The following is a 14,661-nucleotide window of genomic DNA, read 5'->3' on the forward strand; positions in this document are numbered from 1 at the left end:
TCGCGGCAGCGCAAAGTCGGTACAATTGGGCGTCGTCTTCAGTTCCCCTCAGCCATCATCGGCCGCGTCATCATCGATCGTCGCCGGGATTGTCGCGCCAGATGCGCTCCGCCAGCAGCGTCGCAAAGCCGAGCCAGGCGACGAACGGCACTGCTGCAGCGGCGGCTGGTTTGTCGACCTTGGCGGCGGTGACGACATAGGCCGCGCCGGTCGCGACCATCGCGCCAGAGGCCGCCGCGCTCGCTCCCAGCCGCTTCTCGCGAAAGAACAACTGCGTCCAGCCGCCCACCATCGCCGTGTTCAGCAGCCACAATCCGACCGCCGCGTTGCGCGTCGTCCCGGCCGGCTGTCGAAGCAGCCGGTACCCCCCGAGCGCAAGTCCCGTCTCCAGCACCGGCCAGACCGCGCCGAACGCCGCATCGGGCGGCGTATAGCCGGGCTTGTCCAGCCGGTGGTACCAGCGACGAATGCCGGGGTGCGACGGGTCGGGCGCGTTGCGCCGCCCGATCATCGCGCTGGCGCCGAGCACCACGCCGACCGCGCCGAGCGCCAGCAGCGGCGACAAGCCTGTCGGCGCTGGGGTGGTCGAGGCGATCGGCGGTTGTTCGGGGGTCGGCGTATCGTAGCGCGAAAGGTCGATCTCCTTCGAGCGGCCGCCAAACAGCTTGGCGGCGACGCCGCGTACCGCGGGGCGGCTCGCCACGCTCAGCGCGCGGTGGAGCAGCCGGATGCCGATCCTGCTGTGCGGATTGGCCAGTCGCGGCGCGATTGCGGGCACGCCCTGCGCCGCCTCCACCGTTGCCCGCATCACCTCCTCATACCCCCCCATCCCCACCCGCAGATCGATCGAGCGGATGAGCTCCTGCGCCAGGACATAGGCGCCGGTGATCGCCAGCGTCGTGCCGTAGCCCGCAATCGGCGTCGCGCACCACGCGGCATCCCCGGTCAGCACGACGCAGCCGCTCGACCAGCGTGGCATCCGCACCTGGCGGAGGACGTCGAAGTAGAAGTCGTCGGTCACGTCCAGTCCGTCCAACACGCGGCCGCTCTGCCAGCCCGCGTCGGCAAAGCGCTCGCGCAGCCACGCCTTCTGCCGATCGGCGCCCCACTCCTGCTCGCCACCGGGCGACTGTTGCACCGACAGCATGGCGCGCGCGGTGCCGTGCCGGTCGGGACGGAGTGATACGCTGCGGCCGCCCGGCGCATTGTACCAGCGCCACAAGCGATCGTCGTCGGCTTGCCTCGGAATGGTGAAATAGGCGATCGTCAGGTTCATCCAGCGCGGATCGTTCTCGCCTGGAAAGACCAGCTCCCGCGTCCTCGATCCCACGCCCTCGGCGACAATAACCGCATCATATCGTTCGACGGTGCCGCTGGCGAAGGTGACGGTCGCGCCGTCGTCGTCCTGCTCGACGCCCACGATGCTGTCGCCGAACCGGTAGGTCGCGTGCTCGCGGGCGGGCTCGTAGAGCAGCCGGGCCAGGTCACCACGCAGGATTTCCATTTCGGCGGTCGGCCCGTCAGCGCCGGTGTCCGCGGCAAGGAACTGCGCCGCAACCCTGCCATCCTCCTCGACCCAGGCGGTGCCCTCCTCACCTGTGCCCTGCTCCAGCGCCTTCTGTTCGAGGCCCATCCGGCGCAGCACCTCGCGACCGGGCCCGCGCACGTCGATGTTCTGGCCGCCGTCGCGAAACTCGGGCGTACGCTCGACCACCGTGACGTCGAGGCCGGCGCGGCCCAGCCACCATGCGACGGTGTTGCCGGCGACGCTCGCGCCGGTAATCAGAATGCAACGGGACATGGGCATGCTACTCCTCGTCGGCCTAACGGACAGGAGCGGATAAGCGCTTCACACGGCGCGCTCGCTGCTTCGACACAAGCGAGCTATCCTGCTCGGCTGTCGCTCCAGCTGTGTCGATGGCGCCTTGCTACCGGCCTTGGTTCGGCTGCAACCCAGGCGGGCTCAATTGCCTGCGGCATCGACGGTGAACACCATTGGCTTGCCCCGCGACATCGGCTCCCAGCCGGCCGCCATGGCGGCACGCACGCACCGCGAAATGGTTGCGTCGTCGAGTTGAAGACGACCGCGCGGCAAGCCCTTCAGGAGCCGCTTAGGCGCTGGAAATTCCACCCACGCTTCGCGTTTGGCATCGCGCTGGAGAAGGGCGATGGTCATTCCCTTCCAACCATCGTCATCCGACTGATGCGGTTCACGCTGGAGGTGCCAATCAAATGTGGCGCCATCGACATCGATGGTGCCGCCGTTGCTGTGGGATTTCGACATAAGGGATGTTCTAGCATGCTAGAGATCCGGCGTGCCAGGCTCGTGGCTCAGGCCGGCTGACGTTCAAGACAGCCGGTGTTCACGCCGACCTGATCCCAGTCGTTCGACGCTGCCGCAGCGCTCCGGGCAAGGGGCCGTTCGTGCAAGTCGATGACAGGCGCTTCAGGCGAGTGAGATCACCCTTTTGACGGCTCGCGGCGATCAATAAGGGACTAGCTACCGTGGGAGCAAAGCCGACACGCTGGACGGCCAGTCTTCTCCAATTACGACGAGCTGATGGCGTCGATCGCTTCGCGGACCTTGTCCTGACCGCGGGCGGTCAACGACATGTTGCCGGCGCGGCCCTCTGTCGTCAGCTGCACCATTCCCGCGTCCTGCAAGGCCATAATCCACCGCCAGGTGATGCCCGGCGACGAGCCGATGGTCCTTAGCGCATCAGCGATGACCAGGTCGGTCCCCGACGCCGAGCTGATGAAACTCTCAAGGAGAAGGTGGAGAGAAACATTGATGGGAGCCTGGTCACCAAGGGTCGCGGCAAGGGATTTGTTGATCGTCACCAGCTTGCGAGCATCAAGCAGGCGCCTTCCGTCTTCTGCCGAAAGCGTTGGATGTCGATCGAGCTCATTCATGGCCAATCATCCCCTTTCTTGTTTTTGTTCGATACCGGCAACAACGTCGATAACCTGTTCAAGTTGCGCCACTGCTCCGGTCGCGCCGACGTGCGTCAATGCGGCAGCAGCTTGTTCGAGCAAAACCTTGGCGCGATCCATCCAGACCTGGTTATTCGGATGATCACCCTCTCCCGAATCCCGCAAGTCGCGACGTACTTCGAGGGCCGCGACCGTGCGCCTGGCCAACGCTTCCAGTGCGTTGCGCTCATCGCCATCAAGGCCCTGACGGGCCTGGCTGTCGATGACGCACAGCGTACCTATCTGGGTGCCATCGCGCACCACCAGCGGGATACCGGCGTAAAAGCGGATCACGCCCTCGCCCACCGCCTTTAGATCACGAAACCGCTTATCCTTGCTCGCATCGTCGACGATGAATGCTCCGGCCTGCTGCACGGCGACGGCGCAAATGGATTGGTCGATAGGGTCACCATCATGGCTTAGCCCCGTCTTGGCCTTGAACCACTGGCGGTGATCATCAACCATCGAGATCGTCGATATGGGAGCGCCGGTGAGGAACGCGGCATCGCGGACGATCTGGTCGAAAACTGCTTCGGCAGGGGAATCCATGATGCCATACCGACTGAGCATTTCAGCCCGCTTTGCGGCGTCGTCGCCCTCACCCATCTCGTTCTTCTTCACCTGCGCACGCGAGCGTTGGTCACATTGGCTCACTGGATAAAGGCTAGAACGCTTGATCACTGTTCGCAACACCACGGCGTGTGACAGCCAGGTGGCGACGCAAAACGAGCCGACCCTATTCTCGCCGCAGTGGTCGTGACGACGGCCGCTGTCCGGGAACGAACGGCAAGCGGACCGCGGCCGAGACGATCTTGCTTTTCTTCTCGCAAACGCCGGCCGGCAAGCTTTTCCAAGCAAGCCAGAACCGAAATACACACCATTGTGGTTTTAATCTTCTGCTCGACCCTCCGCCCGGCGCCAACCGCTCCGCCTGACTAGAATTTTCGTTGTTGGGAAACCAGTTTTAAAGGTAGCTTTGCTTACTGGCGTGATGCGAAGCGTCCCCGATCTATCGGCCAACACTGGCTCGTGCGTGTCACAGGGCGTTCTTCTCAAGCTTCAAAACACCGTTCTCGAGATGATCGCCACAGGCGAGACGCTCGCATCGACGTGTACGCTTCTCTGTCTTGAAGTGGAGGCTCTGCTACCCGACGTGATCTGCTCGGTGCTGACCGTCGACTCGCTGGGCTTCCTCCACCCGCTTGCAGCGCCCAGCTTGCCGGAGGCATATTCCCTTGCCCTCGACGGGGTGGCCATCGGTCCGATGTCAGGATCGTGCGGCAGCGCCGCGCACTTTGGCACCGATGTGAGCGTCTCTGACATCGAGAACGATCCTCGGTGGGCGAAGTACAAGCACCTTGCGCTGCCGCATGGGCTCCGCGCCTGCTGGTCGAGCCCAATCCGCGACATGCACGGTACGACGATTGCGACCTTCGCTTTCTACTATCGGGATCGCAGGTCGCCGACGGACTTCGAACAAACCGTCGTCGCCAGCTGCGTCCACCTCTGCCTGATCGCCATAGATCGGCATCAGCGCGTGATCGATCGTGAACGGCGAGCCTTCACGGATGCTCTTACGGGCATGGCAAACCGCGCAGCCTTCAACGCTGCCTTGGCAGACCTCGATTGCCGTGCTGCCGGTAGCTGGGCGCTGTTCGTCGTCGATCTCGACAACCTCAAGGTGGTGAATGACACCTTCGGCCACCTGGCCGGGGACACTCTGCTCCAGGTCGCCGCCAGTCGCATCACCTCGGCGGCCTACCCCGCCCGAGCCTATCGCATCGGCGGCGATGAGTTTGCGATCATCATTGAGGCTCCACAGGCGCTCGTGTCGCTCGAGGAAACCGCACAAGCCATTCTGAGCGAGCTTGCCCTGCCTGCCGATTGCGGCGGCCAGATCGTGGTGCCGCGTGCCACGATCGGGGGAGCAGTACCTTCTGCGGGCGAGCCTTCGGTAGAGCGCGTACGACAGAAAGCCGATTTCGCGCTGTATCATGCCAAGGAGACAGGCCGCGGCGGCTTTGTGCGCTTCTGGCCGGGTCTCGGATCGAGCATGACGCGCCGCTTGACCGCGATCCGGGATGTCACGGCCGCGCTGCGAGAAGACCGGATCGACGCGTACTATCAGCCGATATTCCGGCTCGATACCAGGGAAGTCGTCGGCCTCGAAGCCCTGTGCCGGATGCGCGTGGGGGACACTGTCGTTCCCGCTGCGTCCTTTCACGAAGCGACCACCGACGCTCATGTCGCGACGGCACTGTCGGCTTACATGATAACGCTTGTGGCAGCAGACGTGCGCAAGTGGCTCGACCTCGGCATTCCGTTTCAGCATGTCGGGATCAACGTCTCGTCGGCGGACCTAAGCGGCGGGACGATCGAGCACGTCTTGACCTCGGCGTTCGACCGCGCGGGCGTTTCCCTCGAACATGTCATCCTTGAGATTACCGAGACGGTTTACATGGGCGCCGGCGACCAGGCCATTCAGTCCGCGATCCGCCGTCTGCGAGCCCGCGGCATTCGTGTTGCGCTGGATGACTTCGGCACCGGCTTCGCCTCCCTCACTCACCTGCTCACCGTGCCTGTCGACGTAATCAAGATCGACAAGACGTTCATCGATCACATGGTCCCCGGTGGCGTGAGCACCACCATCGTCGAAGGATTGATCCGGGTCGCCGAGAAGATGAATATCCGCATCGTCGCCGAAGGCGTGGAGACGGAGGACCAAGCCACGCAGCTCACCACGGCAGGATGTGTACTCGGACAGGGCTTTCTTGTGTCTGCGGCGGTGGACCGGCACCAGGCCACGGCCCTTTTGCTCGAACGGTCGCAGCATGCCACCAGCCACTCTGCCCGGAAGCGATCCGGCGCGCCGGGCTGAGACTGGAGGCTCCCGCCCAGATTAGGCCCTTGGTAGATGGGCAACCGACCTCAGCGGCTTGGCGCACCTCGTGGCCGGGACCGCAAACGCGAGTGTCCGCTTCTCCACGCCGAACGTTACGAGCACCAAGCCGCTCGCGTATCAGGTCGCGCCGGACGTTGCTGTTCTCCGTCACGATGCCCGCCTGCCGAATGACACCTTGGGTACGAAGACCGACAGCGCGAGCGTGATCGCAGCGATTAGGAACACGCCCCAGAATGTCAGGTGCAGCCCGTTGGCCAGCCCCGCGCGTGCGGCCATCGCGCCAGTTGCCAGTCCTTGCCCGTGCAACAACTGCTGGATCTGCTGCAACGAGCCCGAATGTCCCCGCGCTAGACTGGCATTAAGCACGGTGCCGAGCACGGTGGCACCGAGCGTGCTGCCAAGATTGCGCGCAAACAGATTAGAAGCCGTGGCCGCGCCTCGCTGCGTCCAGCCGACGCTTTCCTGGATCAGCACGATGGCGGCGGTGCTGAGAAAACCCATGCCAAAGCCCATGACCAGCGAGCCAAGCCCTGCCACCAGCGGCGACATGGTCGGAGACAAAATCACGAAGGCGGCGGCACCCAGCGGCAGCAGCATGGCGCCTGTCACAAGAATGGGCCGAAGCCCAAACCGCGCGAAGTTGCGCGCCCCTAGCGTCGCCGCGATCGGCCAGCCCAAGACCATCGCCGTCAGCATAAAGCCAGCGACCAGCGGTGAACGTCCCATCACCGCCTGCACGTACATCGGCAGGAACGTGGTCAGGCCGATCACCGCCATGCCGCTGAACAAGGTCACGGCGTTGGTCGAAGCAATGGCGCGGTGCGTCCAAAGCCCGAACGCGATCATTGGATCGCGAGCGCGACGCTCCTGCAGAACGAACAGCATCGCGGCAACCAGGCATATCGCGCCGGCAGCCAAGGACGTCTTCCCTCCATCGGCACCGGCCTCCGTCAGCGCCACCATCAGCGCCGCAATCGCCACGGTGAACAACCCTGCTCCCGCTACGTCGACGTTGCGATCGTGCGTAGACACGGTCTCGCGCAAGTAGAGGAAGAACCCGGCGGCCGCCGCCAGACCAATCGGCACGTTGATCCAGAACACCCAGGCCCAGCTGACATGCTGGATGATAAGACCGCCAGCAAGCGGTCCGATCACCGATGACACGCCCCACACACTTGCTAGCCACCCCTGCACCTTGCCGCGCTCGTGGGCAGCATAGAGATCGCCGATGACGGTGATGGACACTGGTTGGATGGCACCGGCGCCAAGTCCCTGAATCAGCCTGAAGGCGATGAGAGCAGGCAGCGACCAGGCGAAGCCGCATAAGACCGATCCGATCAGGAATATGCCGATGCCAATCAGCAGCACGGCCCGTCGTCCATACAGGTCGGCGAGCTTGCCGAACACAACCGTGGTCGCCGTCTGGGCGAGCAGAAACGACGAGAAAACCCATGAATAATATTGGAGCCCGCCAAGTTGCCCGGCGATCTGGGGCATGGCGGTCGATACGATCGTTGCCTCGATCGCGATCATGAACGAGGCAGCCATGACGGCTGCAAGAACCAGCGGACGCCGAACGGCCGGCGGAGCGATGTGGGTCGACTGTTCGGATGGAGTGCTCACGTCAGCCGCGCCCTCCCGAGCAGGCGCGAGAGCCGCCGACACAACCAAGCACGCGCTTGATCACGTTGGGCAGGTCCCCTTGATTGCCGGTTGTTTTCATGCCGAACTCCTAGGTGAATGCCGCAAACGCCTAAGCCGTCGAGTTAGTCGCGCCGCAGGAGTTTACCGACGGGCGCGTCCATCACGCGCACCCTGATGCCGGTGGAGCACCATAGCGGCCCGTCGCCGTGGTGGACGCGCGTGGCAGTGCAGGAGGATGGTGCCCGGCACCGAGGGCGAGCAGCATCGCCAGGCGCATCAGCTAGGCTGCCATCCAGTCGCCTTCGGCATCATCAACAGCGGCGAAGACATCCCCGTCAGCCTGCTGCTTGCGAAGATGAGCCCGCACCGCCTCGGGGTCGCCGTCGCGGGGGAACGTACGGTCGGCTCGCGCAGCGTCGGCAAGGCCATCCACCCAATCGCCGCGGCCGCGCTGCGTCAGCAGCCAGCGCCCAAACGCCACCCTGAGCGGCTCCGCGTCGTCATCGTAGTCAGCCATCTCGCACCCGCTAAATCGTTGAGCAAGCTCAATGACCGGTTATTTATGTTCTTGCAATGTTCTTGCGGCGGCAGCCGTGATGAGTCTAATCGTGGAGGGCGCCGCTTCGCGGTGATTCGCCATTGCTGGAGCACGAAATGCAGCATGATCTGCAGCTGCGGGCGGCTGCCCGGGCTATTTACGAGAACGTCCGTCCGACAGAAGATGGGAATTTGGTGGCGTTCGAGGATGCCGGACGGGCCGGCACGGTGCATTACCGGCAGGCGGTAGGCGCCGCTCAGGAGGCTCGCGGCACGCTGACCGCCCGGCATGAACAACTCCTGCTCGCCGCGATCCTCTAGGCAATGGCGTCGATCAAGATGTTCCGGCCGGCTCGGCGCGAGTTGACGCTGCACGATCTGCCGTTCGCGCTGGTGCCGCGGGAAGTGCCGTTCTTCCTGTGCGACACACCCGCCGGCTTCCCCTCGCCTGCCCAGGACGACATGCAGGAGCCGATCGACTTGGGCGCCTGGCTCGTCGAGCATCCTGCCGCCAGCTACATCATGCGGGTCGACGGTCACTCGATGGCGGGCGCCGGGATCAACGATGGTGATCTGATCGTCGTCAACCGCGCGAAGAAGCCGAAAGCCGGCGCGATCGTCGTCGCGCTGGTGCACGGCGACCGCACCCTCAAGCGCCTTAAGTGGGTAAATGGCCGACACTGGCTCATACCCGAGGCTGACGGTTTTGCCGACATTCTGGTCGATGAACATGTCGAGATCTGGGGCGTGGTTGTCGGCGTTGCGCGCAGGATGGCGTGAGCACACCCGTCGCCCTGATCGACTGCAACAACTACTACGTCAGCTGCGAGCGTGCCTTTGACGCCAGCCTTGCCGGCGTCCCCGTCATTGTCCTGTCGAACAACGATGGCTGCGCGATTGCGAGGTCCCCCGAGGCAAAGGCGCTCGGGATCAAGATGGGCGATCCGATCCATCACCTGCGCGACAAGGTCCGCCAGCATGGCGTCCAGGTGCGCTCGTCAAACTATGCGCTGTACGGCGACATGCAGCGCCGGGTGATCGCGGCCTGCGAGCCGTTCGCCCGTGACGTCGAGATCTACTCCATCGATGAGACGTTCATCGATCTGGCCGGCTTCGAGCAGCGTGATCTCGTCGCTCACGCGCAAGCCATGCGTGCCCAGGTTCAGCAGTGGACCACCATTCCGACCTGCGTCGGCATCGCCGAGACCAAGACCCTGGCCAAATTGGCGAATGCCGCCGCCAAGAAGAACCCGCGGTTCGGCGGGGTTGCCGATCTGCGTGATGAGGGCACGCGCCGCGAGGTGATGGACGCCTTTCCCATCCGTGACGTCTGGGGTGTCGGGAGTGCGACGGCGCGCAAGCTGGCTGAGATGGGGATCCATACCGCCGCAGCGCTGCGCGAGATGCCGACGAAGCAGGCGCGTGGCATTGGCACCGTCGTGCTCGAGCGCCTCGTCGCCGAGCTGCGCGGCGTGCCATCCAATGCCGTTGAGACGGTCGAGCCGCGCCGAAAGGGCATGGCGGTCACCCGATCGTTCGGCACCCCGGTTTGCGATTTCGATCGAATGATGGGCGCGCTCTCCCAATATGCGTTGCGTGCCGGCGAAAAGCTGCGGTCCCATGGATTGGTGGCGGCCCGGCTCACGGCGTTCTTCCATACCAACCGCCACAAGCCTGATCGCCCGCAATATGGCGGCTCGCGGATGGTGACGCTCCAGCCAATGACGAACGACAGTCTGGAATTGATTGCGGCGGCTCGTCGTGGCGCATGCAAGATATGGCGGGACGGCTATGCCTACACCAAGGCCGGGATCATGCTCGACGATCTGCTCCCCGAGGAGGAGCGACCGCGGACACTGTTCGAGGCGGATACAAACAAGCGGGACCGGCTGATGACCGCGCTCGACGACATCAACGGCCGGTTCGGGTCCTGGACGGCCGTTACGGCGTCGCAGGGGTTCAAGCGCGAGTGGAAGGCACGATCGGTGATGCGGTCGCCAGCATGGACGACCGACATCTTGCAGGTACCAACAGCACGCGCTTAGTCCACGCCCTGTTTCCGCGCGCCGGCGATCATTTTCCGGGCGATTGTGCGAACGGCTTCGTCGTTCTTTGTCTCGTCCGTCGCAGGGTCGCCGAGATGGTCCAGGCTGCGTTCCATGAAGTCGAGCAGACCACTATGGCGGTCCTCGACGTACTCCATGAGCTTGAACAGCAGATGCTCGGTGGCGATCTCGCGTTGCCTTGCTTGGGTGGCGGTGTCGGCAGTCATCAGATCGCCTCCTGTTCAGATGCATCGAATTCGCTGAAGGCGGCGCGGACTTCGTCGGCCGCAAGCGCGTCGGCCACCTCGACGGTGACGACTACCTTGCCGTTCAATGCGGCATCGTCGCGTGCTGCGGGGCTGGGTCCGCCCGCCTCATTGTCGGAGCCGGCCTCTTCAACGCCGGCGGTGTTGGCGTCGCCACCGGCGGTGACGGACACAGCCGCGCGATCGATTTCGAACTGCTGGACGAGCCGCTCGACCGTCATCTCTGCTTCTCGACGGGTGTCGAATCTCGCGGTCAATCTCATTCTGATATCCTCGGTGACGGAGTGCCTGAGGATTGAACTGTCGGGAGCATGGGTCGGTGCCATGCTAAGTTGAGGTGGTCATCATCGGCGGCGGTACGAGCCATCTATGCCGAAAGGGGTGGACGACGCATCACGCCGCCCACCCGTTTTGCGCTTAGCGGCAGATCCGCACGCGGTGATGATGGCGCCACTCGACGCGGCAGCGCTGATGATGACGGTCCCAGCCATTGTGCCGGCCACGGTCGCCGCGACCGGCGTTGGGGCCGCCTCGGTGATCGCGCCCGTTATGCCCGCGGTCGTCGTGGCGCTGCGCGTCTGCGCTGCCGGTGGCCCCGAGAGCTGCTGCGAGCATCCCTGCCGCGATCATGATCTTACCGATCTTCATGGTTGGTCCTTTGTCACCCGAGATTGGGCATGGCAGGTCGATACGCCTGCGGGCTGGCATCGTTCCTGAACACGACCGTCAACCAAGGTACATATGTCGGCGGCGGGTTTGCTCAGCGGTAGCGTTCGGCCTTCTCCTCATCGGCGATCCGCTTCTTCTCGTTACGCTGGCCCTGAGCGTGATTGGCGCCGTGTAACAATCGATCGCTAGTATCGGCCGCCGCCTCGGGCGTCATCGAATAGGCCAAGCCATCGGGTCCGGTGACGTGCACGTCACCATCATCGGCGGCCACTTCGGACGGCGTCTCATGAATGGTACGCATTGCAATCTCCTCAAGTGGGGGCAACGCGTGCAACTGATGGTCGGTTGCTTGCCGACAGCGCATCAGGGCTGCGATCGCGCCAATATCGCGTGATCACCGCGCGTGTGAGACACGGGCCCTGGTACAAACGACAAGAACAGCTCACCGCGTCAATCGCGATCCTCCACGACATGGGGCTGAACACCGTCGTCTTCCCATCGCCACGGTGTCGATCTATTCTCAAACAGATGCTGCGAGGAACGGAGGACCTCCGTCTCCGCAGCGGGGGGGATAAATGAGAAACGATCTGACGCTGACGACTGCCATCGCGGCGGCCCTGCTCGCTGCCGGATGCCACAAGGAACAGGACAACGGCTGGACCACGGATCGGGACACCGCGATCTGCACCGACAAGCAGGGCACGCGAGTGGCTGACCAGAACTGCCAGCAACAGCGCTACGCAGGGGGAGGCTATGCCGGCAGCCCGTTCCTTTGGTACTTCCTCGGTCGCAACAGTGCTGTTCCCTACTATGGCGAGCGCGCGACCGGCGGATCCTTTACCCGCGCGGCGGGTCGAAGCTACTTCCGAGCGCCCAGTGGCTCATCGATGACGCGTGCTGCGGCCGTCAGCCGAGGCGGCTTCGGATCGTCGGCGCGTTCGTTCGGCGGCGGCCACTCATGATCCGGCGCGCGATCGTACCGCGAGCGGACTGGCGCGCGAAGGTCGAAGCGGACGGTCTGGTCTGGCACTCGATCGACGGCCGACCCTATTGGGACGAGAGTGCCTATTACGGCTTCACGCTCGCGCAGGTCGAGGAGATCGAAGCGGCTACGGCTGAGCTGTACCGGCTGTTCCTGGCTGCAGGACAAGCCATTGTCGATGACACTCGGCTGCTTGGCCGGTTCGGCATACCGGCCATGTTCCACCAGGCCATTCGTGATGCCTGGGACGCCGAGCCGCCGGCGCTGAACTTCGGTCGTTTTGATCTGGGCTATGACGGCGCAGGGCCGCCGAAGCTGTTCGAATTCAACAGCGATACGCCGACGTCGTTGCTCGAAGCTGCGGTGATCCAGTGGAGCTGGAAGGAGGAATGCTTTCCCGCTCTCGATCAGTTCACCAGCTTGCACGCCAAGCTGATCGCCAAATGGTCGGACATGCGCGATCTGCTGCCGGCACAGATGCATTTCGCCCACGTGGCCGATGACGCGGGGGAGGACACTGTTACCACAACCTACCTTCGCGACACCGCCGAGGCCGCCGGTATCTCGACCGTGCCCATCCTCATGGAGAACATCGGCTGGCATCACGACCTGCGCTGCTTCGTTGACGACGCTGAACAGCGGATTGAGGGTGCCTTCAAGCTCTATCCATGGGAATGGCTGGTCAACGAGGAGTTTGCCGGACAGCTTCTGGAGAGCCTCCAGGACGGGAGCACTCTGTGGATCGAGCCGATCTGGAAAATGATCTGGTCTAACAAGGCAGTGTTGGCGGTGCTGTGGCAGATGTTCCCGGGACATCCAAACCTGCTGCCGACGAGCTTCGACATTCCTGACGGGGATGCGGTCGCAAAGCCGCTCCTGTCGCGTGAAGGTGCCAATGTCTCGATCCGGCGCGGAGGCAAGGTCATCGCCGAGAATGAAGGCGAATATGGCGAAGAAGGATATGTCTATCAGGAGATCTACAGGCTGCCCGAACCCGTGCTGGGATGCTTTCCGGTGATCGGCAGCTGGGTCGTCGATGGTGAACCTGCGGGCATGGGCATAAGAGAGGACGGGTTGATCACCGGCAACAATGCCCGGTTCGTCCCTCATGTCATCGACGGATAGCAGCGCTGCACGTTGCTTAGCTGCTGCAACACCTCCGTGATCGGCGAAGGCACACATGACCTTCTAGGCCGGCAGTTTTCACATAGGCACAATTACCGCCGAACAGCGATTACAACTAGTATTGCGGCAGCAATCCTGACATTGTCTGCCTCTCTCGTCAGGTAGTTCGTCCCCCCTCGATGCCTGCCGAGTGCCACCTCTCGGTCGCGAGCCTTGTGCAAACAACAGGCTCGCGGCCGGACGTTTTCACGACCACGCTTACCGCTTGCGGGAATCGCTCGATCATGTTTCCATCAGCCATGCCTCAGAGCGTCCTCAGCCCCGGTCAGCGCCTCCGAGAACATCTCGAGGATGCATTGGCTGAAGCGGATGCGATGGGGCAGCCGCTTGTCGCTGCCCTGATCTCAACCGCCCTCGAAGCCTTGAACGCGGCACTGAACGACACGGTTGGCCCTTGAGCCAACGCGCTCGGGGAGGGTGGCACTGCAGTTCGTGCAGAACAACGCACCGTTAGCGCGGCGCAATCAGCGCATCGGCTAGTCAGCGACCGTCAAGGCGGGCGATAAGGTCCTCGCAAAAGGCGTCGGCAGGAACGTGCATGACTGCGGCCAGAGCGGGTCCGACCACCCAGGCAGTGTTGCCGGATCCATCCTGATTTGCCCTGGTCCGCCGGCGCAGCAGGCCCAGGGTGCTTGCACGCGATCGCAGCGACTTCTCAGTACAGCCGAGTTGTGCGGCGAGCGTGGAGACGTCCACCCCCGTCGAATAAAGGGAGGCCAGTTGGCGATCCTTCTCCTTGGTCCACTGCTTGTCCAAACTCAGCCTCGATCACATCACGATGTGCCATCTTCAAGGAGATTGGTTGCTGCGACGTAAATGGTGGCTGATCAGCAAGGCATTCAGACAGTACGGCGTTGGCCCCGTCCAGCCACTTGAGGCGTTCAGCAACCATGACAAACGATCCCAAGCCAGACGAGACGCCGCACGACGAGCAGGCAGAGGAAATGGAGAGGGTGCAGGAGGATGCGGCCGAGGAACGAGAAAACAACGGCGGCTATTCATAGGTCCGACCTGATAACCGCATGTAAGTTCTAGCGGGGTCGATCGCGGAGAGAGGCCACAGCCAAGGTCGCGCCGCCACCCAGTGTTGCGGCCGCAACGATCAGTATCGCCCAGCCGATCAGCACGTCCATCATCGTTCACCTCCCCCGCCAACCGATCTCACGTCGATTGTTGTCGGCGAGAGAATGGAGCAGTGACGATCGAGCAATCAATCTCGATCTTTGCTCCTGGGTGCATTTCGGAAACCTGTGACATTCGCGCCATTGCTGGTGAGGGTGGATGTCCAGAGCACTACAAATTGTCGAGACGCCTGGATGCCGCCGCGACGACTCGACGCGGCTATCCTGCGGCGGCCTAAATTTGATACCCAAATATTTGCAAAGCCGGCCGATTGCTGCTGGCATGATGCCTTGTGTGCGGCACCTAGGTTTGAGCCAAACTCCGTGCGTGGCGCGA

The 14,661-nt window shown here is 63.4% G+C and carries 17 protein-coding genes; 7 read left to right on the forward strand and 10 right to left on the reverse strand.

The window, feature by feature from the left end:
- Positions 1-70: 70 nt before the first annotated feature.
- From AC07M8_RS09975 to AC07M8_RS09990, 4 genes are all read right to left on the reverse strand, one after another.
- On the reverse strand, positions 71-1,801 hold the full coding sequence (locus AC07M8_RS09975; protein WP_495174187.1) for a tryptophan-rich sensory protein: 1,731 nt from the start codon (positions 1,799-1,801) through the stop codon (positions 71-73).
- Between the two features lie 162 nt (positions 1,802-1,963).
- Positions 1,964-2,284: a hypothetical protein gene (locus AC07M8_RS09980; RefSeq protein ID WP_495174188.1), complete on the reverse strand. Its 321-nt coding sequence runs from the start codon at positions 2,282-2,284 to the stop codon at positions 1,964-1,966.
- A 263-nt stretch (positions 2,285-2,547) separates the two neighbouring features.
- Entirely contained in the window at positions 2,548-2,913 is a 366-nt protein-coding gene (locus AC07M8_RS09985; RefSeq protein ID WP_495174189.1) for a hypothetical protein, read from the reverse strand.
- Between the two features lie 6 nt (positions 2,914-2,919).
- A complete protein-coding gene (locus tag AC07M8_RS09990; protein WP_495174190.1) occupies positions 2,920-3,594 on the reverse strand; it encodes a GAF domain-containing protein in 675 nt (224 codons plus the stop codon).
- A gap of 412 nt (positions 3,595-4,006) precedes the next feature.
- On the opposite strand from AC07M8_RS09990, the gene AC07M8_RS09995 reads away from it, so the two are divergent.
- A complete protein-coding gene (locus tag AC07M8_RS09995; protein WP_495174191.1) occupies positions 4,007-5,851 on the forward strand; it encodes a putative bifunctional diguanylate cyclase/phosphodiesterase in 1,845 nt (614 codons plus the stop codon).
- Between the two features lie 171 nt (positions 5,852-6,022).
- On the opposite strand, the gene AC07M8_RS10000 is transcribed toward AC07M8_RS09995, so the two are convergent.
- Positions 6,023-7,423 carry an MDR family MFS transporter gene (locus AC07M8_RS10000; protein WP_495174192.1) on the reverse strand — a complete coding sequence of 467 codons (1,401 nt, stop codon included), beginning with the start codon at positions 7,421-7,423 and terminating at the stop codon, positions 6,023-6,025.
- Positions 7,424-7,799: 376 nt separating this feature from the next.
- Entirely contained in the window at positions 7,800-8,036 is a 237-nt protein-coding gene (locus AC07M8_RS10005; RefSeq protein ID WP_495174193.1) for a hypothetical protein, read from the reverse strand.
- A gap of 137 nt (positions 8,037-8,173) precedes the next feature.
- On the opposite strand from AC07M8_RS10005, the gene AC07M8_RS10010 reads away from it, so the two are divergent.
- Genes AC07M8_RS10010 through AC07M8_RS10020 form a run of 3 tightly spaced genes read left to right on the forward strand, consistent with a single transcriptional unit; the run spans position 8,174 to position 10,101 of the window.
- Positions 8,174-8,377, forward strand: a complete 204-nt coding sequence (locus AC07M8_RS10010; protein ID WP_495174194.1) for a hypothetical protein — start codon at positions 8,174-8,176, stop codon at positions 8,375-8,377.
- An 18-nt stretch (positions 8,378-8,395) separates the two neighbouring features.
- Complete coding sequence (locus AC07M8_RS10015; protein ID WP_495174195.1) at positions 8,396-8,836, forward strand: LexA family protein; 441 nt, start codon at positions 8,396-8,398, stop codon at positions 8,834-8,836.
- Positions 8,833-10,101: a Y-family DNA polymerase gene (locus AC07M8_RS10020; protein ID WP_495174196.1), complete on the forward strand. Its 1,269-nt coding sequence runs from the start codon at positions 8,833-8,835 to the stop codon at positions 10,099-10,101. Before AC07M8_RS10015 ends, AC07M8_RS10020 begins: the two co-directional genes overlap by 4 nt.
- Here AC07M8_RS10020 and AC07M8_RS10025 read toward each other — a convergent pair.
- Positions 10,098-10,328: a hypothetical protein gene (locus tag AC07M8_RS10025; RefSeq protein WP_495174197.1), complete on the reverse strand. Its 231-nt coding sequence runs from the start codon at positions 10,326-10,328 to the stop codon at positions 10,098-10,100. The two genes, AC07M8_RS10020 and AC07M8_RS10025, sit on opposite strands and share 4 nt — an antisense overlap.
- The gene (locus tag AC07M8_RS10030) at positions 10,328-10,588 is read right to left on the reverse strand and encodes a hypothetical protein (protein ID WP_495174198.1); all 261 of its coding nucleotides are present in this window, start codon (positions 10,586-10,588) and stop codon (positions 10,328-10,330) included. Before AC07M8_RS10030 ends, AC07M8_RS10025 begins: the two co-directional genes overlap by 1 nt.
- 148 nt (positions 10,589-10,736) lie before the next feature.
- On the opposite strand from AC07M8_RS10030, the gene AC07M8_RS10035 reads away from it, so the two are divergent.
- Positions 10,737-11,084 carry a hypothetical protein gene (locus AC07M8_RS10035; RefSeq protein ID WP_495174199.1) on the forward strand — a complete coding sequence of 116 codons (348 nt, stop codon included), beginning with the start codon at positions 10,737-10,739 and terminating at the stop codon, positions 11,082-11,084.
- A 43-nt stretch (positions 11,085-11,127) separates the two neighbouring features.
- Here AC07M8_RS10035 and AC07M8_RS10040 read toward each other — a convergent pair whose 3' ends face one another.
- Entirely contained in the window at positions 11,128-11,337 is a 210-nt protein-coding gene (locus AC07M8_RS10040; RefSeq protein ID WP_495174200.1) for a hypothetical protein, read from the reverse strand.
- 274 nt (positions 11,338-11,611) lie between these two features.
- Here AC07M8_RS10040 and AC07M8_RS10045 point away from each other — a divergent pair, with 274 nt between their 5' ends.
- On the forward strand, positions 11,612-11,998 hold the full coding sequence (locus tag AC07M8_RS10045; protein ID WP_495174201.1) for a hypothetical protein: 387 nt from the start codon (positions 11,612-11,614) through the stop codon (positions 11,996-11,998).
- Entirely contained in the window at positions 11,995-13,143 is a 1,149-nt protein-coding gene (locus tag AC07M8_RS10050; RefSeq protein ID WP_495174202.1) for a glutathionylspermidine synthase family protein, read from the forward strand. Before AC07M8_RS10045 ends, AC07M8_RS10050 begins: the two co-directional genes overlap by 4 nt.
- A 540-nt stretch (positions 13,144-13,683) precedes the next feature.
- Here the strand turns inward: AC07M8_RS10050 and AC07M8_RS10055 are convergent.
- Positions 13,684-13,959 carry a hypothetical protein gene (locus AC07M8_RS10055; RefSeq protein ID WP_495174203.1) on the reverse strand — a complete coding sequence of 92 codons (276 nt, stop codon included), beginning with the start codon at positions 13,957-13,959 and terminating at the stop codon, positions 13,684-13,686.
- Positions 13,960-14,661 lie beyond the last annotated feature (702 nt).

This window comes from Sphingomonas sp. GW821-FHT09E03 (genome assembly GCF_059416225.1).